Annotated in this window: 17 protein-coding genes; 8 read left to right on the top strand and 9 right to left on the bottom strand. The window is 66.0% G+C overall.

Features of this window, described 5'->3' with window-relative positions:
• Positions 1-10 precede the first annotated feature (10 nt).
• Entirely contained in the window at positions 11-574 is a 564-nt protein-coding gene (gene mug, locus AB0L82_RS36760) for a G/U mismatch-specific DNA glycosylase (RefSeq protein ID WP_364647474.1), read from the top strand.
• Here the strand turns inward: mug and AB0L82_RS36755 are convergent.
• From AB0L82_RS36755 to AB0L82_RS36745, 3 genes are all read right to left on the bottom strand, one after another.
• The gene (locus AB0L82_RS36755; RefSeq protein ID WP_364647471.1) at positions 511-1,824 is read right to left on the bottom strand and encodes an alpha/beta hydrolase; all 1,314 of its coding nucleotides are present in this window, start codon (positions 1,822-1,824) and stop codon (positions 511-513) included. The genes mug and AB0L82_RS36755 overlap by 64 nt on opposite strands.
• Before the next feature lie 120 nt (positions 1,825-1,944).
• The gene (locus AB0L82_RS36750) at positions 1,945-2,265 is read right to left on the bottom strand and encodes an NIPSNAP family protein (RefSeq protein WP_364647468.1); all 321 of its coding nucleotides are present in this window, start codon (positions 2,263-2,265) and stop codon (positions 1,945-1,947) included.
• A 231-nt stretch (positions 2,266-2,496) separates the two neighbouring features.
• Complete coding sequence (locus AB0L82_RS36745) at positions 2,497-3,315, bottom strand: MBL fold metallo-hydrolase (RefSeq protein ID WP_364647465.1); 819 nt, start codon at positions 3,313-3,315, stop codon at positions 2,497-2,499.
• A 111-nt stretch (positions 3,316-3,426) separates the two neighbouring features.
• Here AB0L82_RS36745 and AB0L82_RS36740 point away from each other — a divergent pair, with 111 nt between their 5' ends.
• Positions 3,427-4,032, top strand: a complete 606-nt coding sequence (locus AB0L82_RS36740) for an XRE family transcriptional regulator (RefSeq protein ID WP_364647462.1) — start codon at positions 3,427-3,429, stop codon at positions 4,030-4,032.
• Positions 4,033-4,053: 21 nt separating this feature from the next.
• Here AB0L82_RS36740 and AB0L82_RS36735 read toward each other — a convergent pair whose 3' ends face one another.
• Both AB0L82_RS36735 and AB0L82_RS36730 read right to left on the bottom strand, forming a co-directional pair.
• On the bottom strand, positions 4,054-4,389 hold the full coding sequence (locus AB0L82_RS36735; protein ID WP_364647460.1) for a hypothetical protein: 336 nt from the start codon (positions 4,387-4,389) through the stop codon (positions 4,054-4,056).
• A gap of 69 nt (positions 4,390-4,458) precedes the next feature.
• Positions 4,459-5,112: a hypothetical protein gene (locus AB0L82_RS36730; RefSeq protein WP_364647457.1), complete on the bottom strand. Its 654-nt coding sequence runs from the start codon at positions 5,110-5,112 to the stop codon at positions 4,459-4,461.
• 418 nt (positions 5,113-5,530) lie between these two features.
• Here AB0L82_RS36730 and AB0L82_RS36725 point away from each other — a divergent pair, with 418 nt between their 5' ends.
• Positions 5,531-8,863, top strand: coding sequence for a BTAD domain-containing putative transcriptional regulator (locus AB0L82_RS36725; RefSeq protein WP_364647454.1), 3,333 nt, complete (start codon positions 5,531-5,533; stop codon positions 8,861-8,863).
• On the opposite strand, the gene AB0L82_RS36720 is transcribed toward AB0L82_RS36725, so the two are convergent.
• From AB0L82_RS36720 to AB0L82_RS36705, 4 genes are all read right to left on the bottom strand, one after another.
• Positions 8,864-9,592: an alpha/beta hydrolase gene (locus AB0L82_RS36720; protein ID WP_364647451.1), complete on the bottom strand. Its 729-nt coding sequence runs from the start codon at positions 9,590-9,592 to the stop codon at positions 8,864-8,866.
• 156 nt (positions 9,593-9,748) lie between these two features.
• Complete coding sequence (locus AB0L82_RS36715) at positions 9,749-10,258, bottom strand: DoxX family protein (protein WP_364647449.1); 510 nt, start codon at positions 10,256-10,258, stop codon at positions 9,749-9,751.
• Between the two features lie 217 nt (positions 10,259-10,475).
• Positions 10,476-11,432 (bottom strand): undecaprenyl-diphosphate phosphatase, encoded by a 957-nt coding sequence (locus AB0L82_RS36710; RefSeq protein ID WP_364647573.1) that lies wholly within the window; start codon positions 11,430-11,432, stop codon positions 10,476-10,478.
• A 201-nt stretch (positions 11,433-11,633) separates the two neighbouring features.
• On the bottom strand, positions 11,634-13,028 hold the full coding sequence (locus AB0L82_RS36705; protein WP_364647446.1) for a HAMP domain-containing sensor histidine kinase: 1,395 nt from the start codon (positions 13,026-13,028) through the stop codon (positions 11,634-11,636).
• Between the two features lie 233 nt (positions 13,029-13,261).
• Here AB0L82_RS36705 and AB0L82_RS36700 point away from each other — a divergent pair, with 233 nt between their 5' ends.
• The 5 genes from AB0L82_RS36700 (at position 13,262) to AB0L82_RS36680 (ending at position 20,774) form a co-directional block, all read left to right on the top strand.
• Positions 13,262-13,969, top strand: coding sequence for an ABC transporter permease (locus tag AB0L82_RS36700; protein WP_364647443.1), 708 nt, complete (start codon positions 13,262-13,264; stop codon positions 13,967-13,969).
• A gap of 42 nt (positions 13,970-14,011) precedes the next feature.
• Positions 14,012-15,040, top strand: coding sequence for an adenosine deaminase (gene add, locus AB0L82_RS36695; protein WP_364647440.1), 1,029 nt, complete (start codon positions 14,012-14,014; stop codon positions 15,038-15,040).
• Between the two features lie 71 nt (positions 15,041-15,111).
• Complete coding sequence (locus tag AB0L82_RS36690) at positions 15,112-15,723, top strand: dienelactone hydrolase family protein (RefSeq protein WP_364647438.1); 612 nt, start codon at positions 15,112-15,114, stop codon at positions 15,721-15,723.
• 414 nt (positions 15,724-16,137) lie between these two features.
• The gene (locus tag AB0L82_RS36685; RefSeq protein WP_364647436.1) at positions 16,138-20,079 is read left to right on the top strand and encodes an amino acid adenylation domain-containing protein; all 3,942 of its coding nucleotides are present in this window, start codon (positions 16,138-16,140) and stop codon (positions 20,077-20,079) included.
• A complete protein-coding gene (locus tag AB0L82_RS36680; RefSeq protein WP_364647433.1) occupies positions 20,076-20,774 on the top strand; it encodes a DUF6875 domain-containing protein in 699 nt (232 codons plus the stop codon). The genes AB0L82_RS36685 and AB0L82_RS36680 overlap by 4 nt, the downstream gene beginning before the upstream one ends.
• The last annotated feature ends 7 nt before the right edge of the window (positions 20,775-20,781 follow it).

Genomic DNA, 20,781 nt, shown 5'->3' with positions numbered 1-20,781 from the left:
GACTGGGCGAATGGGTTCTGGTTCGTCAGCTCGGCCGTCGCCCGCGGATCTGGCCGCGGCGCAGGACAAGACGATTCCCGATGTGATCGGGCCCGGCTTGCGGGTGTTGTTCTGTGGCATCAATCCGGGTCTGTGGTCCGGGGCCACCGGAATTCACTTCGCTCGTCCGGGAAATCGGTTCTGGCCCGCACTACATCGGTCCGGCTTCACGCCACGGCTGTTGCAGCCGAGCGAACAGCATGAGCTGCTCGGGCTGGGCTTGGGAATCACGAATGTGGCTCCGCGCACGACCGCCAAGGCAGACGAGCTGACCGCCGAAGAGTTGCGTGTCGGCGGGCGTGCTCTGGTCGAGCGGGTCGAACGGTATCAGCCCCGGGTACTGGCTGTGCTCGGAATCGGTGCTTACCGCACCGCTTTCGGTCGTCCGCGCACCACTGTCGGCCCCCAACACGAGCGGGTCGGTGAGACCGCGGTATGGGTACTGCCCAATCCCAGCGGGCTCAACGCCCACTACACACTCGACGCTCTCGCGGCAGAATTCCGCGTACTGCGCGAGGCGGTCGGCACCGAGTGACCGAAGGTGGGCGCGGTCTCGGACGCCGGCTTGCCATCGAGCCAGTTCAGGAGCGCGTTGTAGACGCTCTCATGGTTGAGCAGGCTGAAATGGTTTGCGCCGGGCAAATGTAGGCCGTTGGCGTCGTCGAATCCGATGCGGCGGGCACGGTTTCGTCCGGAGCCGCTGCTGGGTAGCACCAATCCGTCGCCGATGATGCGGCCCAGCGGGTGCCGTGGACTGCGGGTGATGGACGCCGTGACGAAGTAGTGGTCGGCGCCGGGCAGCAGCGGAACCTCTTGAATAGCCTTGAGCCGCAGCGCATCCGCGTCGAGGTCCTGCCAGTCCTCATCCACCAGCGAGCCCTGCCGCAGATCGCGTATTCCGGCACTGCGCCGACGCAGCAGCCGGGCGAACGGGCGCGTCTCGGGCACCTGGTTCAGGGCTGCGGAAAGATGGTGTGCCATCTGTTCCAGCGGCGCGCCCAGATGTGGTGAACCCAGGCAGACGATCTGGCGGACTCGCCGTACCCAGCCCCGCTGTTCGGAGTCGGCTCGGTGGCACGCGCCGCGTGCGATCAGACCGCCCATCGAATGACAGACCAGGGCGATCTCCTCGACCTCGACCGGCCAGTTCGCGACAAGTTCGCCTAGGAGCGTGTCGAGTTGGCGGGCGTTGTCGGCGATGTGCAAGCCGCTGTTGTAGCGCACCATGAGGGTCGTGCGGTCGAGATCGGAGTCGAGTCGCTCGGCGTAACTCGGTCTCCCACCGAGCCGCCATGCATGCTCGGTCTCTACCAGCCCGTGGAGGAAAACCACGATCCGCGGGCGCGGATTCCCCACCACCGCGCCGATTTCATCGGCGCCGACAGGCTCGCCGTCGACGCGAAAAGTCATGGGCGAGGCCAGGATCGGCCGCTCCTGCTCGAGACTGTCGCCGATCAGACCCTGAAGCGCGGCGATCAGGCCGGAGCCGTATACGGTGCGCGAGGGTGTGGGAAGCGCGGAAACCTCCGCCGCGAGTTCGGCCACTGATCCGGCCGCGACCGCGCCACCACTGACCATTCGATATACCCCGGAGGTGATGGCGTCGTGCACCACCTTGAACGGCTTCGCGGCCGGGCCGACACCCCACGACACGGCCGCGAAAACATGATCGCTGACGGCGCGGTGCGTGGTCGCGATCCCGTCGACCGCACCGCCCAGTTCATCGCCCGCTAGACGCGCGAGCGCCCGGATCTCAGCCCGCCGCTGGCTCATCGACTCCACCATCAATTCAGTGTACAAGTGTGCACTGAATTGTGCGTGTTGAAGACTGGACTGACATCGCTAGCTCCGGGAAGACCGCATGCCTGCGGACCGTGCCAATGGTCGGCTGATGCCGCGGGTCGCTCAACCGCCGGTGTTTCCGGGGAGCAGCGGGCGCATAAAGGTTCGCTCATAACGAAGCACACAGCCGCTTTCATCTCTGATGCGATCGGCTTCGACGAAGTCGGGGTCGATGCCGAAATTCGCACGGTAGGTCTCGTAAGCGGCGAGGCTGGAGAAGCTGAACAGCGCCAGGGCTTTGTCGCTCGCACCCTCGGCAGGAAGGAAGTAGCCGTGGTGTGTGCCACCATGGCGCTCGACCAATTCCATCCACCGTTTCGCGAAGCATTCGAAGGCATCGATCTTCCCGGCGTCTATGACGTACTCGACGACACAAGTGATCACGTCTCAACATAGCAACGCTCGCACATCCGCGGCATGAATGTTCTTGGGCCACGGTCGCCGTCGCCGTCGCCCCGCTGGTTCACCGTTAGCTATCCGCTCACGCAATGCGCGGTTGACGCGAGGTTGGGCGGACCTCCGTGTTGGTGTCGGACGAGGTCTGTTAGTCGGGTAGAAGCGCGAGTCACAGGTCACTGCGGAGAGGTCCCGCATCGGAAATAGGGGGTGATTCGATCATTCGATTCGGGGCGCGAGGTATTGCAGGGTATAGCTTGTGCCGGAAGGGGTTACGCGGGCGATGCCGGGAGAGTCGAGATGGGCACCGGCCACGAAATGATTTGGTAGGGAAAGCCGTTCGAGCAGGGCTGCTCGCGCGACTCGGGCTTTGGCTTGGTCGCTGTCGAATTCCCAGGACACCTCCGGCTGGTCGAACTGGAGCGTCGGGACATGCACGGTGTCGCCCCAGATGAGGAGATGGCCTGCGCTGCTCGCGATTTCGTAGACCGTGTGGCCGGGTGTGTGGCCCGGCGTCGGGATGGCGGTGGTCCAGTCGTTGATCGCGATCCGCTGCGCTACGGGCACGACTCGGTCGCGCAACGGATCGAGGCGGCCGGTGAATACCGCGGCGTCGCCCGCGCCGATCCACACGCGCTCGAGTTTGGCGAACGCCTCCGAACCGTCCGGTGTGATCAGCCCGCTCACATGGTCTTCGTGGTTGTGAGTAATGGCCACATCGGTGATCTGGGAGCGGTCGACGCCCGCTTCGTCGAGCGCGGTGTAGATCAACCCCATGGTGGGATCGTGCCAATTGTCGGAAGCCCCGGTATCGATGAGAACCGACCGCGTGCCGTCGGTGACGTAGAAGGCGTTGACCGATAGCCGCAGGTTGCCGCCCACCAGCGGCACGGCGACCGGCAATACGGGGAGTGTGCGCCCTTGCTCGTCGCGGAGCCGGGTCGGTGGCATATCGATGTACCCGTCTCGCAACGAGATCACCTGCAGCTCACCGAATTCGAATCGGGCATGGTGCCGGCCACTCGAGATCAAACGCATGGAAACTCCATCAGGTTGGCGCATATCGCATGTCTTCAATAGAAGACTGTATCTTCTTTAGAAGAAATCTACACTGTGGGCGGCGAACGCACCCATCGATCGAGGAGCACGGTGACCGAGCGAGACGACAACGCGGCTGAACCTCCGCACGATGACGAGCGGGCCGAGGTGTTCGGCGGCAATGTGCGGCGACGCCGTGAGGCGGCGGGCCTGACCCTGGAACAGCTGTCCACTCGGTCGTCGGTCAGCCGGGCGATGCTGTCGAAAGTCGAACGCGGAGAGAAGAGTCCGACGATCGGCGTCGCGTCGAAGATCGCCCAGGCGCTCGACGCATCACTCTCGGACCTGATCGGCGGACCGGCTGCCGCGCCCGGGGTAGCGGTCGTCATGCGCAAGCATGAACGCGCCGTATTCCGTGATCCGGAAACAGGTTTCGAGCGGCATATGGTCTCGGCGGCTCCCGGTGCGGCCGGAGCCGAGATGATCGTCCACTACCTCCCCGCACAGATCTCCACCGGACTGCTGCCCGCGAATCCGGCGGGCACGGAGAAGCAGCTCATGGTGCTCGACGGCACCCTCACGGTCCTGATCGGCGGAATCACCGAAACCCTGAACGCCGGCGACTCGCTCTTCCTTCAGGCGGACACCGCCCACGGCTTCGCCAACCACACCGGCGCGCCCTGCCAATACATCATGTTCATCTCCCGCAGATCCTGACTTTGCCGAGGCGTGCCGCCGTCAGTGTTCGAAGTAGTCCTGAACTCCGTTGTGGGGAAGCGGCTCCGAGGGCGGCGGGGGAGCGGGTGCATCCTGTACAGGCGCTGCCGTCCGGGTGAACGTCATGGCAAGCAGCGCCAGGACCGTCACGATCAGCACATGCGCGGTGAGCATGACCAGCATGGGGAGCACGAACCCCTCATTGGTGAGGGCGCCATGGTCACCGACGCAGTACAGGGTGTAGTTGGTCGAGGTGCCTTCGGAATCATGGAAGGTATCCGAGACGACCATGGGCTCGGTGCTGGAGGAACAGAACAGCGGTGCGGTGAGCTTTGCCTCGCCGGGCCAGATCGCCACGGGCACAACGGTGCTCAGGGTACCGACGAATAACCCGGTCGCAAGGGCTGTGACTACACGTGGCATCGGCTATACCTGCTGGGCTCGGAGGAAAGCGCCGGTGTGGTCGAATTCCGCGACCGCTTCCGAACGGGCGGAGACGATGTTGGCCACGATGCGGATGTCGCGGCCGAAGCGGCTGACCACCAGCGCGGTGACCTGGCCGTCGGGGATACCGCTGCGGGTACGGGCGGTGTCGACGATATCTTCGATTCGGGACAGACCGGGAACCTCGCCGATGGTGAAATTCTCGGCGTCGAGGTCATCGAAAGCCGATACCCGCGCCGGGGTCGGGGCACTGAGATCGCCGAGGGTGAACGAGTAGTCGTCCATCGTGCGCGCTGGCCCGGGCGGGCGGACGCGCAAGCGAACGGTGGGCTCGCGGGCGGTGAAGTCGCCACCGGACAGAAACCTGGTCACCTGGGCGGGCTGATTGTTCAGGACGAGCCGGAATCCGCTGGAGTTCGGCGCGGTGAGCAGCATGACGTTCACGGTGGGGTCGGTCACCCCGAGCTCCCGACCCAATGCGGCAACCGCGGCTTCGGGCAGCGCGCTGACCAATCCGCCACCGCGCGTACGAATCCGGTCCTCGAAGTCCGCGCGGTCCACCGCGCCGATGCACGCGCTGGTACCACAGAGCACGGCCGCGCAGAGCAGGATGCGGAACCAATTGCCACGGTGCATGTCCCGAATGCTAGGCGTTGCGAGCCGATTGCGCCGGAGAGGAGACAGCTACCTCCGCCCGCATCCCTCTATAAGGGCTCATCCGATTGGTCGGCGGTGCTGGCGGTGCAGCGGGCGACTCACGCTGCCCAAGAAGCACGTCTGCGCGAAGGCGTCGGACGCCAAACCCTCTGCTGCCATTCGGACTGTCGGTCACTGCGAAGTGCATCACTGAGCGGAACGACGGTCGCATGTCCGGCAGGCTCGCGAATGGTTGCCCAGAAATTGCCATATCTGCTGATGGCGGCGTATACGCCACACAGATATGGACATACCGGACGGGTCGAAATGCAGGTACGGCCACCGTATCGCGGAGTAGGAGTCCGCTCCCTCCGCTGCTTACTCTGGTCGCAGCAAGAGCGAGAGGTATAGGCAGCGGATGGGACAGGAAGGTGCGCTCCAGCTGACGCTGCTCGACGGCGTGGAAGTACGCCGGCACGGGCAACGGCAAGCGCTGGGACCACCGCAACGTTGTGCGGTGCTGGCCGTGCTCGCGATTCGGCGGCGGCAATGGGTTTCGGCCACCAGCCTGCTCGACGCACTCTACGACCAGACGCCGCCGGCCAGCGGCGTTGGCGTTGTCCAGACGTACATTTCCGCACTGCGGCGGATTCTGGAGCCCGATCGGCCACCGCGTACCCCACCCGCGGTATTGCTGTCCGGCCATGGCGGCTATCAGCTGCGAATCGACGATGAGCAGATCGATATCGGCATTCTCGATCGATTGGTAGCCGAGGCGTCGCGCGCTCGTCGCGTGCGTGATTGGGATCGCTCCGGCCAACGCTACGCCGAGGCGCTGGCGCTGTTCTCCGGTGATCCGATGGCGGGCATCCCGGGCCCGTTCGCCGAACAGCAGCGCGCGGCGTTTTCGGAACGACGGCTCGCGATCCTCGAGGACAGCCTGGAAGTCGAGGTGCTGCGTGGTCGCGTCGATCAGGCCACCGATACATTGCGCATGCTGGTCACGGAATATCCGCTGCGCGAAGGACTCCGGGTGACCCTCATGCGAGCGCTGGCCGAGCGTGGCCGCCGTTCCGAGGCACTGGAGGTCTATCGCGAAACCCGGCGGCTGCTCATCGACCAACTCGGCGTCGAACCCGGCCCGGAAATGCGGCGACTGCAGGAACAGATTCTCGACGGCACCGAGTTGGTTCGCACCACACCGTCGGTATCGACCGTGAAACAGACTGTGCGCAGCGGTGATTCAGTACTGCCGGGCGATGATTCGGCACTTCCACTCGTCTTCGACCGAGATCCGGAGCTGGCCCGTATCGCCGCGTGCGCGCGGCGCGCGGCCGAGGGCGTGGGCGGACTGGTGGTGATCGCCGGCCGTCCCGGATACGGAAAGACTCAGCTGCTCAACGAAGTCGCACGCCGGTACCCGCACGCGCTGCGCGTCGATCTGGTCGCGGAGAATGACGATCTGCCGGCGGAGTTGCTACGCGAACTCGGTGACCGCGTTGACCCGGAGGATTCTCGCGGCGAGAGCGACAGGGCACTCATCGACCGGCTGCGCACCGCCCTCGCGCGAGCCTGCGCCGACCAACCCGTTCTGATCCTGATCGATGATGCCACGCGGATGAATGCCCTTGGGGCACAAGCATTGGTCACCATCGCGCCCTGGTTGCGCGGAACCCGTACATTGATCGTCCTGACGCTCGACGAGCGTCCCTGGGATCAGCACGCTCTGGATCTGCACGGCCGGTTGGAGCCACTCGCCGCCGCGGTGCTGCGGGTCGGGGGACTGAGCGTGCACGCGGTCGCCGGTCTGTATCAACGGCGCACCGGAATGCCCTGCCCACCGGATCTCGCCGCACAGGTTCAGCGCGCGTCCGGCGAAATACCCTTGATGGCAGGCGCTTTGATTGCCGACCTGGTTCACTGCCGGGATAAATCCCGGGTGCCGGATCGGCTGCCGGACGGGTGTTATTCACGGTCGATCAAGCGCCAGCTGGGCCGCTACTCGGTTACCGGAGCCAACACCTTGCGCGCGCTCGGTGCCCTGCACGAATTCGATCCCACCGTCGATATTCTCGCCGTGGCCTGCGATGAGCCGGTGGCGGATATGCGGCATCGGTGCGAATTGCTGCAGGCGATCGGTCTGTTCGAGACCGCGGATCCGCCGCGATTCCGGCATCCATTGATCGCCAACACGATTCAGTGGCTCAATACCCGTGAGGAGTCCGCGCACTTCCGGACTGCCGCGGCGGCGAAAGCGCGCAGCGCCGGACATTCGGCACGGCAGGTGGCCCGCTATCTGCGAGATCTGTCCGGCCCCCACTACGCGTGCTGGACCGTGGTGCTGATCGACGCGGCCGAGGAATGCTTGCGGGACAACGCGATTCCCGAGGCCGTGCGGCATATGGAGCTGACACTGCGGATTTGCGCACCCGATGATCGCGATGATCTGCTGGTCCGGCTCGGACAACTGCAGCTGTGGACCAATCCGGCCGCCGCTCGCGCGCATCTGACCGAGGCGCTGCACAGCCAGCGCAGCCGCGCCGTCGCGCCGACCGCCCTGATCCCGTTGGCCTGGACCATGGCGATGCGGTACGAGGCCCGGCAGGCGGTTGCCCTCATCGACACGGTGGTCGCGGAGTGCGAATCCTACGATCCCGCGGCTGCCCGAATGATGCGGGCGTCGTCGTGGATGGTGGCCGCTCTCACCGCGCCGACCTGGCGCGCTCTGGTCGCCGACCTGCGTGCGCGGGAGCACCTCGATCGAGTCTCCGCGGCAATTCTCACCTGGGCCGATGCCTTCGGCGTTCGCATCGACGCCCGAATGGCGCTGCAACGGCTCGCCAGCGCGGAGGCGAATGAACCGCTGCCGAATCAACTGCTCGGATTGCGGGCGCACCTGGCTATGTGGGCGGGAGATCTCACGCTTGCCGCGCACCTCACCGAACAGCGCGGAGACCAACATTTCGGGACCATCGACACCTATCGCGTGATCCTGCGTTCCGAGGTATTGCTGCGGGGCGGCGCGTACCAGCGCGTGCTGCGCGAGCTCGAACCGATCATCGGCGATATCGACGACGAGCTCATCACGCCGCCGATCACACTGGTCGCCCAGTACGCGCACGCGCTGATCGGACTCGACCGCCTGGCGGAGGCGGAGCGGTGGCTGGACCGCCGTACCGCGGGCGCCAATACGGAGACGTGGGAATGGACCGTTGTCATCCATATCCGCGGGCTTCTTTGCTCGGCGCGGGGGTCGACCGCGGAGGCGATCATGTTTTTCCTGGAATGCGGACGCCGCACCACCGCGACGGGCATCGTCAATCCCGCGCATATTCCCTGGCGTAGTTCGGCGGCGCTGGAGCTGGTGCGACTCGGGCACCATGATCAGGCCCGGGAGCTGGCCGCGGCGGAGCTGGCGTCCGCGCAGCAATGGGGCAGCCCAGTCACAATCGGAAGGGCAATGCGCGCAATGGCATTAGCCGCTCCCGGCGATGCCGAGCTGCTCGAGCGAGCCGTCGCGCTGCTCCGCGCCGCCCAGTCGCCCGTCGAACTCATTCCAGCCCTGCTGGACCTCGCACCGATGTGCGCCGGGCACGGCGAACTCGAGCGGGCACGTCAGCTGGTGCGTGAGGCGCGGGCGCTATCGGAATCACTCGGAGCCCCAAGATATCTCAGCGCGAGTGATGACCTGCTCCGGCGCTACGCTCCGGCGCCCGAACCGACTTCGGTTGGACGCCGGAGCGTGGACTGATCAACGGTTGTGCGCCGCCTGCTGGATGATGCGGGCGATCTCGGCAGGCTTGCTGACCATGGAGGCGTGCCCGGTCGCCAGTTCGACGATGCGCTCGTCATCGGTGATCTGTGCCGCGAGCTGCCGTTCCAGGTCGGGGTGGATCATCGCGTCGTCGCTCGACACCTGGTACCAGGTGTTGGCGCGATGGGTTTCCCACGCGGGCACCCGGTTACCGGCACCGGCCAGCGACAGCACCGACGTCGGCTTCTGCACCGCGGCGAGCACGGCGCCCTGCTCGGCACTGAGATCGGCGCAGAAGTCCTGATGGAATCGAGCCCGGTTGATCAGGAAATCCGGGGTCGTGTCCGAACCGATGTTGATCAGGTCCGCGCCACTCGGGAGCTCGACGCCGAACTCCTGGTTGATCTGGAACGCGGATTGCCCGGCCTTCGGCGCGTAGGCGGCGACGAACACCAGACCGGCGATGTCCGGCCGGTCCGCCCCGGCCTGGCTGATCACCGCACCACCGTAGGAATGCCCGACCAGAATCGTGGGACCATCCAGCAGGTCGAGATCACGCACGACAGTGGCCACATCGTCGTCGAAACTGCGCAGCGCCAGCTGACTGGCCACCACGGTGCCGAATCCCTCGGCCTGCAGAATTTCGATCACCTTGTTCCAACTCGAGCCATCCGCCCAAGCACCGTGCACGAGCACGATATTCGGCAGCTCATGGGTGTTGCTCATTACTTCTCCTTGATTCTCGGTGTTCGATTCGTGATGACCGAAGAGGTGAGTCAGCCGGTGCAGCGGGCTTTCAGAAGACACAGTTGCCGTCCTTGCAGCTATCGGAGGGGTTGTGGGGAACCAAGAGACGCCAGGCGAGTGGTCGAGGCCGTACGCTCATGCCGCCGGTCCCCGGGACGGTCGATAGAACAGCGCCAATTGCCCGGCGCCACCGGCGATACCCAGGACCGACGCGACCGCGATTCCGGTCCAGCCGTGGATCACCGTGTGCCCGAACAGAAGTTGCTCGACGCTCAGCCGTCCCGCCCCGAGACCGGCCACGGCCAGCGCGGCCGTCGCGATGAGGAGGTTGTATTCCCATCCCGAAGCCATGACGAAGAATCCGTTGCGGCGATGCACGGTCCAGAACGCGACGAGCATGAGCGCAACGAAGATCGCGGCGGCGGGTGTGGTGAGAAACCCTGCGGCCATGGCGATTCCAGCAGCGATCTCACTTGCCGCGGCAAATCGCACATGCAGCCATCCGGGCCGCATTCCCAATTCCTCGAACCATTGACCGTTACCAGCGAGACCGTTCCCGAGAAAGATCTTGTGGTAGCCGTGCGCGGCCAGCATGCCGCCCAGCGCCAGCCGCAGGATCAGCACCGCGAAATCACATGAGCTCACAGCTCGTGCTCACCGGTTCGCGGGAGCGGTGACGTAGTTGGTTGTGCCCTTTCCATCGAAGTCGGTGGCCTTTCTGTCCGCCGGGGTGCGGCTGTTCCGCACCCCTAGAACTTCGGGCACACCACTGAACATCCGCTATACGCCCGAAGAACGTCCAGCTCAAAGCCGGTATGACGATCTCGATCGGTCGTGTCGCGCGGCGACGGCGGCAGGGGCTTCAGCCGTGCAGTCCGAAGTACGCCAGGCTGCCCACTCCCGCGATGAGGCTGTAGATCGCGAACGGGGTCAGGGTCTTGGTTTCGAAGTACGCGGTCAGGAATTTCACCGAAATGTAGGACAACACACCGGCTACCGCCGATCCCGCGAGTGCGGGGCCGAGGATGTCGTGGTTTTCGGGCTTGAACAGTTCCGGTGTCTTGAGGACACCGGCGGCCAGGATGACCGGGGTCGCGAGCAGGAAGGCGAAGCGGGCTGCGTCCTCGTGGCGCAGTCCCTTGAACAGTCCTGCTGCGATGGTTGAGCCCGAGCGGCTGATACCCGGGCACAAAGCCGCGATCTGGGCGGAACCGATGAGCACGGCGTTACGCATGCCGAGCTTGGACAGCTCGGTATCGGACGCCTGGTCGGGATCGACGATCGGCAGCACCGTGGTGTCGACTGTGGAGATTTCAGCTGAATACGTTGTGGGAGCTGTCATTTGGGCGAGCTCCGGTTGACGCCTGCGCAGCTTCTCGGCCGACAGCAGGACAATCCCGTTGAGCGCCAAGAAGATCGACGTCGGGATCGGTGCGCCGAGATGGTTGCGAACCGTCTTCTCCAGCGCCAATCCGGCCAACCCCACCGGGATGGTGGCCGCGATGATGAGCACACCCAGCCGTGCCTCGGGTGTGCGGATGCGGCGCGTGCGGACCGCATCCCACAGTCCGGCGATGATGTGCACCCAGTCCCGCCGGAAGAAGAGCACCAACGCCAGTGCGGTGGCCACATGCATGGCCACCAGCAACGCCAGATACGGAGAATCCTTGGCGGACATATCCAAATCCCGCGCCCATTGCCCGCCGATCCAGGCGGGCAGCAGAATGCTGTGCCCGAGGCTGGAAATGGGGAACAGCTCACTCACCCCTTGCAGCGCGCCGACGACAATGGATTCCAGATAGCTGATGGCCATGCACAGTCCTGTTCGATGAGTCCGAGCGCCGAAGGCCCAGCAGGTGCGGAAGCTGCGGGCCGGAGTAAGCGAGTGCGAGGTCGACCGGTGCCGACCTGCGAATTCGTCATCTCCGTCACGGCAGGTGACCGTACTCGGCAGCCGCTGTGATGACGCTGAGAAGCTTCCGGCGCGAACCGGCCCCCGCCGATGTGCAGTGTGGTTCGGCTAGTTGTCCGAGGAGTCGGGTCGATCGATCGGCGCGGCGGGGAGCTCGGCGACCAGCCGGGCCCCACCTTGCGGAGAGTCGTCGATGGTGATCGAACCGTGATGTGCGCGAACGATTTCCGCGACAATCGCCAACCCGAGACCGGTGCCGCCGGAGGTGCGGGCGCGATCGTCCTCGAGTCGGACGAACCGCTCGAAGACCCGTTCGCGCTCGGCGGCCGGGATGCCGGTTCCGTCATCGTCGACGATCACTCGCGCGAGGCCGGAACGGGATTCGACCGTGACGGCGATTGCGGTGCGGGCATGGGCGGCGGCATTGTCGGTCAGATTCCGGATCACGCGTTGCAGCGCACTCGGGTCGCCGACGACCCGGGTGGGCTGCAAGCGCGCCTGCACCGTCAGCTCGGGATGGTCGTGACGCAGTATCGCAACGGTATTGGCGGCCAGATCATCGAGATCGACATCGATCGTGGCCAGTCGCATTCCATTCTCATCCGCCCCGGCCAGGGTGAGCATGTCCTCGACGAGCTGCTTGATTCGTTCGGCCTCGGGCAGCGCGGTCGCGTTGATCATCTCCGCATCGAGCATCCCGGGATGGTCGCGGCCCAGCTCGAGCGCCGCGATCACAGTCGCCAGCGGACTGCGCAACTCATGGGAGGCATCGGCGATGAACCGGCGTCGCGCCGCGTCCGATTCCTGAATCCGGTCGAGCATGGCGTTCATCGTCACCGCCAGCTGCGCGATCTCATCGGTGGTCTGCGGCACCGGAACTCGATCCCCCAACCGTCCGGCATCGATCGCGGCGACCTGACGGCGGATTGCCTCCACCGAGGTCAGCGACCGCCCGACCAGAGCGTATGTCGCGGTGGCGGAAGCCAATAGCACCAGGGGAGCCAGCACCGCCACCACGAGCCCGACATTGCGGACGGTCTCCTCGGCCTCCTCATTGCTGACCGCGACCAGCACCGTGAAAACGCCGTCGGGTCCGGAGACGGTGCGGGTGGCCGCCCGCACATCATCGAGTTCGGGCACCTCGACACCTGGCGAGGAGTCCGGCACCGGGGTGATCAGCGGCTTCGACATCTCAGCCTCCGACGACGCCCGCACCACAGCGCCTTCGGCGTTGATCACCTGCACCGCGACAATCGTCCGATCCCGAGCGAACAGACCCTCATCGGCCTGCGCCGGTGCGCGATGCGCGAGCTGCCCGGCCAACTCACTGGCCCGCCCCGACGCGGTGGAATCCACCGATTCGAGCAGTGATTGATACATCAGCCACAGGCCCGCGAGCGCGCCGAGGGCGAACACGACCGCGAGCACCGCGGTACTCAGCACCGCCGACCGCACGCGCAATCCCCACCGGGCGGGCCGTAGCAGTACTGACACATCAACCATATCCGCCATCATGCAGTCCACATCGCCCCGACCGCTGTTCACTCTCAGCGTGTTCACAGCGGACTACCGGCAGCGTGGTGACGATGCGAATGTCCGCGGGCGACCGCTGCCGGTGAGTCGATAGTCCTCTCGCGCTCGGTTCGAGGTTCACTGGTATTCGACCGAATCAGGTTAGGAGGCACGAGATCAGCGCGGTTGCGACTCCGGGCGTCGGACTGGCGGTCGTCTGCGTCGTGCTGGTCGCGGGTGCGGCAGCGGTGTATCGGGTCGCGCGGCTCGGCCCGGTGATCACCGCACCCGCCGCGGCTGTGCGGGCGGTTGTCCAACTCGCCGCTGTCGCATCGGTGTTGGCTGTTGCGCTCGCGCATCTGTGGTCCTCGCTGTTGGTGCTGCTGGTGATGTTCGGTGCGGCGGTCGTCACGGCCGCGCGACGCAGTGACGCGGGGTGGTCGGGGGCGTGGCTGGTGCTGTCATTGAGTGCGGGAGCGGTCGCCGCGCTGCTGCCGATGCTGGTCAGCGGGGTGGTTCCGATGACAGGTATTGCGGTGGTACCGGTTGGCGGAATCGTTCTCGGCGGCGCCATGACCGCGACATCGCTGGCAGCCCGTCGTGCCCTGGACGCGCTGACCATCGGACACGGGGAGTTCGAGGCCGCGCTGAGTCTGGGGTTCACCGATCGGGATGCCCGGTGGGAAGTCGTCATTCGCACCGCCAGCGACGCACTGCTGCCCGGTGTCGACCAGACTCGCACCGTCGGATTGGTCACGCTGCCAGGTGCTTTCGTGGGTGTGCTGCTCGCCAGCGGTTCCGCGGTGCAGGCGGCGGCGGTGCAGGTGCTGGTGCTGTTGGGGCTGTTGCTCGCGCAATCGGTCGCGGTCGCGATTACCGTCGAGTTGATCTCACGCGGCTGGATTCAACGGCGTGCGCACGAAAGCAACTGAATCGCACCAGTCCTATCCACCGACCGAAAGGTGCTAGTCGTAATGAATACAGCAACAACAGATCTCGCGGCATTCATTCGAGGGCTTCCGAAAGCCGAGCTGCATCTGCACCTGGAAGGGACGCTCGAACCGGCGTTGAAGTTCGAGCTGGCCAGCCGCAATGGCATCGAGTTGGCCGAATCCACTGTCGCCGAGGTCGAAGCGACGTACCAATTTCACGATCTGACCTCGTTCCTGCAGGTCTACTACCCGGCTATGCGGGTGCTGCAGCAGGCGCAGGACTTCCATGATCTGGCCTTCGCCTACTTGACCAGGGCGCACGCGGACGGTGTGCGGCATGTCGAAATGTTCTTCGACCCGCAGGCGCACACCAGTCGCGGGGTGCGGTTCGATACCGTGATCGCCGGATACCGGTCGGCAATTGTGCAGGCGCGCAGGGAGTTCGGCATCTCCGCCGAGCTGATCATGTGTTTCCTGCGCGATCAGTCCGCGGAATACGCGATGGCGACACTCATGGAAGCGTTGCCCTACAAGGAGTGGATCATCGGAGTCGGCCTCGACTCCGATGAGCGGGGCAATCCGCCGAGCAAATTCGCGGAGGTATTCGCGCGCGCTCGCCGCGAGGGTTTCCTGCTCACGATGCACTGCGATATCGACCAGGACAACTCGATCGAGCACATCCGCCAGGCGCTGGAGGACATCGGTGTGGACCGAATCGACCACGGCACCAACATTATCGAGAACGATGCGCTGGTCGAGCTCGCTCGATCCCGGGGGATCGCGTTCACCTGCTGCCCGGTGTCGAACTCGTTCGTCACCCAGAGCGGCAAGTCCGAAGAGATCCTCACCCTGCTGAACCGCGGAATCCTGGTAACGGTCAACAGCGATGACCCATCGTATTTCGGTGCGTACGCCGCGGATAACTATGTGGCCCTAACCAAGTCGGGCGACGTGACGATCGACCAGGTCGTGGCGTTGGCCAAGAACTCGTTCCAGGCATCGTGGATTTCGACCGCCCAACGCGATCGCTTCCTGCTCGAAGTCGACCAATACGTCAGCGACAACACCTGATCGGTGGTGCGCTCAGGCGGCGGCGAGGTGTCGAGCGAAACCTGCCACAGCCGTGCGGCCATGATGGGAGGGTGCTGACGATCGCGCTGTTCCATTCCGTCTACGGTCTCCGGACTGTCGAGATGGAAGCTGGGCGTCGGCTGCGCGAGCTCGGGAACACGGTTCATGTTCCTGATCTCTACCACGGGCAGGTCGCGTCGACGCTCGACACGGGGTTCGAGCTGAAGGACCGCATCGGTTGGGACACGATTGTCGCGCGCGCAGCGCACGCGCTGGCCGGGCTCCCCGCCACGACCGTCCTGACCGGTTTTTCCATGGGCTGCGGAGTGATTCAGGACTTACTGCCGTCGCGACCCGCTACAGCGGCAGTCCTGCTCCTGCACGGCTATGCCGATATTCCGGCCGACGTGCGGGCAAACCTGCCGGTGCAGGTGCACATCTCGGCATCGGACCGGTTCGCACCTGCAGAGCAGCTGACCGCCTGGCAAGCCCGTGCGCGCCGCCACGGAGCCGTAGCGACGGTCCACACCTATCCCGGCGCCGGGCATTTCTACACCGACGACACTCTGCCGGACTTCGATCGCCGTGCCGCCGAACTGACGTGGGAACGCGCTACCCGGTTCTTGACCGACCTCGAACCACGACGACCCCGAGCCATCTCGAACAAGCGGGACGACACCTGAAGACCGTGGTGGCAGCACGCGTTTGATGCGAGTTTGCCGTGAGAGCCACGAATCGCCGTCGGCAACGAGTTGTCCCGATTCGATTGACGATTTCACGCGCCAGCACAGTGTGTCGAGTCACCGACTTCCAGCTCGGCCATCACCGGCTGGACGACGCGGGCGATGGGTGCCCACTCCGAACTCGCGGCGTCGAGGAGCGCAGCATCGTAGTGATCTGAGAGCGGAAACCAGGTTGCCGTCGTCATTTCCGTCGGTAGTGGCAACGTGCGGACAGACGATCGCGCTACGGCGGTTCCTCCGAGCCTGGAGGGGGTGAGTGCAGTAGGTTCCGACTGAACGGTTCGATCGAAGGTGCTCGGGGCGTGAGGAGGTACTTTGGCGGGGGCCGATGGAGACTCGATATCCCGGTCCGCAGTGCGGACCGAAATCGCCGACGCTGCCTACGCCGCCCCCGATGCCGGGCTGCCGCTGTCCGCGGCGCAATTGCGTTGGTGGGTAGCGCAGCAGTTGTATCCCGAGGTGCCCAATACCGTCGCCATGTATCTGGCGCTGCACGGGCCGCTCCAGGTGGATGTGCTGGGGGAATGTGCCGGGCTGGCCGCGGCGGAAGTGCAGTCGCCGCTGCTCCGTTTCCGAATCGACGGCGGCTACCCCACCCAATATCTGGATCCGGACGCGTTCGGGCCGATGGGGTTCGAGGACTTCAGCGCGCTGTCCGAGGCGGATGCGGTCGCGGTCGCGCTGCTGCGGATGGAACGCGATCACGGTTCGCCGCTGGACCTGATCGCCGATTCACCGACCGCGGCCACGGTATTCCGAGTGGCGCCGGAGTATCACCTGCTGTATTTGCGCAGCCACCATATCGTGCTGGACGGGATCGGTGCCGCGGTGATGCTGCGGCGTACGGTCGAGTTATATGCCGCCGCAACAGGTTTGGCAGAGCCCGGCGAGGCCGCACGGACAGTGCCGGGTTGTCCGATGACGATCGCCGAACTGCTGCGGGACGAGCGCGCCTACTCCGATTCGGCACGAGCACGGGCTGATGGCGAGTACTGGCGGGAGCAGTTGGCGGGGATGCCCGAACCGGTACGGCTGGCGGGACGGTCGGCGGTCCGGCCGCGCACGCCGCATCGGGTGACGGGCCTCGTACCGCCGCATACGGCGCAGCGTATGGCGGTGTGGCGGCAGCGGGGATACACGCTGCCGGAGCTGACCATCGCGGCATTCGCGTGCTATCTGGCCGCACTGACCGACGCCGAGGATATCGTGCTGTCCCTGCCGGTGGCGGCGCGCCCGACGGCTGCGCTGCGCCGCTCGGCCGGATCGGTGTCGAATGTTGTTCCACTGCGGCTGCGGGAGTTTCGTGACGGTACGGCAGCGGGTGTGGTGGAGCAGGTGCGCGCCCGCGTGGTCGGGGCCTTGCGGCATCAGCGGTACCGATACGAGGACATTCAGCGCGATCGCGGTGAAAGTCATACCGTGCGAGGTGGTTTCGGCCCCGTGGTGAACATGCTTGGGGCCGTCGCACCGCTGAATATGGGACCGCTCACCGCGCAGGTGCAGCTGCTGGCATTGGGGCCGGTGGAGGACCTACTGGTCAACGGCTATCAGCTGGGGCCGGACGATGATGCGATCACCATTGGCATGCAGGCCAATTCGGAGCTGTACTCCGCGGACTCGGTGCAGGCGCTGCATGAACGGTTCCTGGCCTACTTCGATGGATTCCTCGCCGATCCCGGACGGCCGGTCCGGAGCTTGGAGCCGGGTGTCTTCCGAGCGGCCCCGCCCGCACCGGGTGCCGATCGACTGCTTCCGGATCTGCTCCGCGGCAGGCTGAGCGGGTCGGATCTCGAGGCGTTCGCCGAAGATATTGCGCTACAGGATGGTTCCCGCTCATGGTCCTATCGCGAGCTGGACGAGATGTCCTCACGGTGGGCGCGCGAGCTGATCGACATGGGTGCGGGGCCGGGCACCGCTGTCCTGGTCGCGGTACCGCGTTCGGCCGAATCGGTGCTGGCGGTGTGGGCGGTGGCCAAGACGGGCGCCACCTTCGTCCCGGTCGACCCGGCCGACCCGGCGCATCGACTGGGCGTTGTCGCGGCGGATTCCGGTGCGCGCCAAGGGCTGACGGTGGTGTCCGTCCGCGACGCGCTCCCCGTGGGACCGCAGTGGCTGGCGATGGACGACCCGGACACCTGTGCGCGAATTCGGCGCCGGTCGGGTACCCCGATCCGGGACTCCGAGCGGATTCACCCGCTGCGACCGGACCATCCGGCATACCTCATCTACACCTCGGGTACCACCGGCACCCCGAAGGGGGTGGCCGTGACCCATCGCGGACTCGGGCCGCTCACCGACTACATAGTCGAACACTATGGGGTAGAGCGGGATTCGCGTGTTCTGCACGCGCATGCGCCGTCCTTCGACGCGCACCTGCTGGAATTGCTGGCGGCGTTCGCGGCCGGGGCCACCCTGATCGTCGAACCGCCGTCGGTCGTGGCGGGTGCCCCGCTGGCCGAGCTGTTGAACGAGGCGGCGATCACCCACTTCCTCACCACCCCCGCGGTACTGGCCACGCTCACTCCGGAGCGGGTGCCGTCGCTGCGGGTCGCGGTGGTGGGCGGCGAATCCTGTCCGGCGGATCTGGTCCGGCGCTGGGGCTCCGCGCTGCGGCTCTTCAATGGCTACGGTCCGACCGAAACCACCGTGATGGCAACACAATCGGCGGCTCTGACCGCTGCGGGTCCGGTGTCCATCGGCCCGGCGCTGCCCGGCGTGCGGGCGCTGATTCTCGACCACCGATTGCGTCAGGTGCCTCCGTGCGGCGCGGGCGAGTTGTATCTGGGTGGCCCGGGCGTGGCGCGGGGCTACCTCGGGCGGCCGGTCGCCACGGCCGAACGCTTCGTCGCCGACCCGTCCGGTACCGGCGAACGCGTCTATCGCACAGGCGATCTGGTGCACTCGGCACTGGACGGCACCCTGGATTTCCTCGGGCGCGCCGACGACCAGCTCAGCGTTCGCGGGCGTCGCGCCGAACCGGCCGAGGTCGAAGCCGCGCTGACGACGCTGCCGGAGGTCGCACACGCCGTCGTTACCGCACATGAGGGACCCGGCGGCATCCGCCTGATCGGATATATCGTTGCGGCGCAAAAGGATCGACTCGACCACGCCGATATGACAGCGCGCCTGCGTGAGCTGTTGCCCGCCGCGCTCATGCCGGCCCAACTCGTCGAGATGGACCGGCTCCCGGTCACCGCACACGGCAAGATCGACCGCTCCGCACTCCCGGTGCCGTCCCCTGTACGCCGGCCCTACCGTGCGCCGGAGTCGGATCTGCAACACCTCGTCGCCGACCACTTCGCGCAGATCACCGAGACCGATCGGGTGGGCCTCGATGACGATTTCTTCGAGATCGGCGGCAATTCGCTGACGGGCGTGGCGCTTTCGGCCGAGCTGGCCGCGGCCACCGGGCTTCCGGTGACGGTGCGCTGGCTCTACACGGCTCCGACCGTGCGGGAGCTGGCCGCACGGCTGGCCGGGCACGTCGGCGGAACCGCCACCGATGACGCGCTCGGCGTCGTTCTCGCATTGCGCCGCAATGGATCCCGCCCGCCGCTGTTCTGTGTGCATTCGGCGGTCCCGCTGGCCTGGTGCTATGCCGCATTGACGCAGCAGCTCGACGACCGCCCCGTATACGGTCTGCAAGCCTTGACGCTCGAGGGCGAACCCCGCGCGGGGGCCACCATCGACGACCTCGCGGACGGCTACGTCCAGGAGATCCTGCGGGTGCGGCCCACGGGCCCCTACCATCTGCTCGGCTGGTCACTGGGCGGGCAGATCGCGCATGCCATCGCCATTCGACTGGCCGAACGCGGTGCGGAGGTCGCCACACTGGCCATGCTCGACAGCATCGTCTTCCCCGACGATATGCCGCCGCCCCCACTGCCGCGCATGCGTGATCTGCTGACTCATCTACTCGGGGACGAACCCGACAATGGTGATGACCTCCCGGACCTCACCGCCGAGCAGGCCGTCGCCGAATTGGCCGCTGCCCCGGCCTCGTTCGGCACCGGGCTGACGGCCGAACAGCTGACTCGCCTGCATCGCGGCTATGTCGAAGGGGTTCGCCTCTCGCATGGGTGCCGCCCCGGCGTATTCGGCGGCGATCTGCTCTACTTCTCGGCGACTCGCGGCGTGACCGAATCGCTCGGCGCGGATATGTGGAAGCCACATGTCGAAGGCACGCTCATCGAGCATCCGGTCGCCACCACCCACGCCCAGTTCTGCAATGCCGACGTGGTTCCGATCATCGGCCCGCTGCTCGCCGCACACCTGGAAGCAGGCGACGGCCGATGAGGATCGGGCCGCGCTCGGGGGTGCGCTGGTGGAATGTGTACGCGGACCCCGGACAGTGGGAACGGCAAGGGCCCGAGGCCGCGGCATTGCTGCGGTGGATGACCGAACACCTGCCGCGCCCGCATCCGGAGCTGGGGCGTCCGGGACCGGTATGCCCGTTCGTGCGCTACAGCGCCGCACATCGGCTCGTCTGGGCCGGATCCGTGCCCGGAGGCGATGCGTTGCGGCAGGACCGGATGTGCCTGGCGATCGACGACGCGTTCGAGGTGTATCGACGGCTTGTGCGGGAGAACCCCGGGGAGGCACGACGTTCCACGCTGGTAACGACTTTTCCGGGGTTGACGCGATACGAACTGATCGACGCGGTGCATCTGGCCCGCAAGTCGGAGGCGGTGGCCGATGGGCTGATGCTGGGGCAGTTCTATCCGGGCTGCACGGTGCCGGGACTGTGGAATCGCGACTTCCATCCGCTCGACGCGCCGGTGCCGATGCTGGTGCTGCGTCCGATGATGAGTACCGACTATCCCTTCCTGGTCTCTCGCACAGAGTGGCTGTACTCGTATTTCACCCAGCTGGCGCCGGACCTGCCCCGCGCACTGCGATGGTCGATTGCCGAGAGAATGCTCGTCTGCGGGTCCGAAGCGGATGAGATAACCGCTCTGCGAGTGCATTCCATCGACGAACACGCTCGGTGAAACACGT

The sequence above is a fragment of the Nocardia sp. NPDC052001 genome, assembly GCF_040680615.1.
Lineage (GTDB): Bacteria > Actinomycetota > Actinomycetes > Mycobacteriales > Mycobacteriaceae > Nocardia.
The sequence above is the reverse complement of the archived record's forward strand: the minus strand, read 5'-3'. Positions and strand labels throughout refer to the sequence as shown.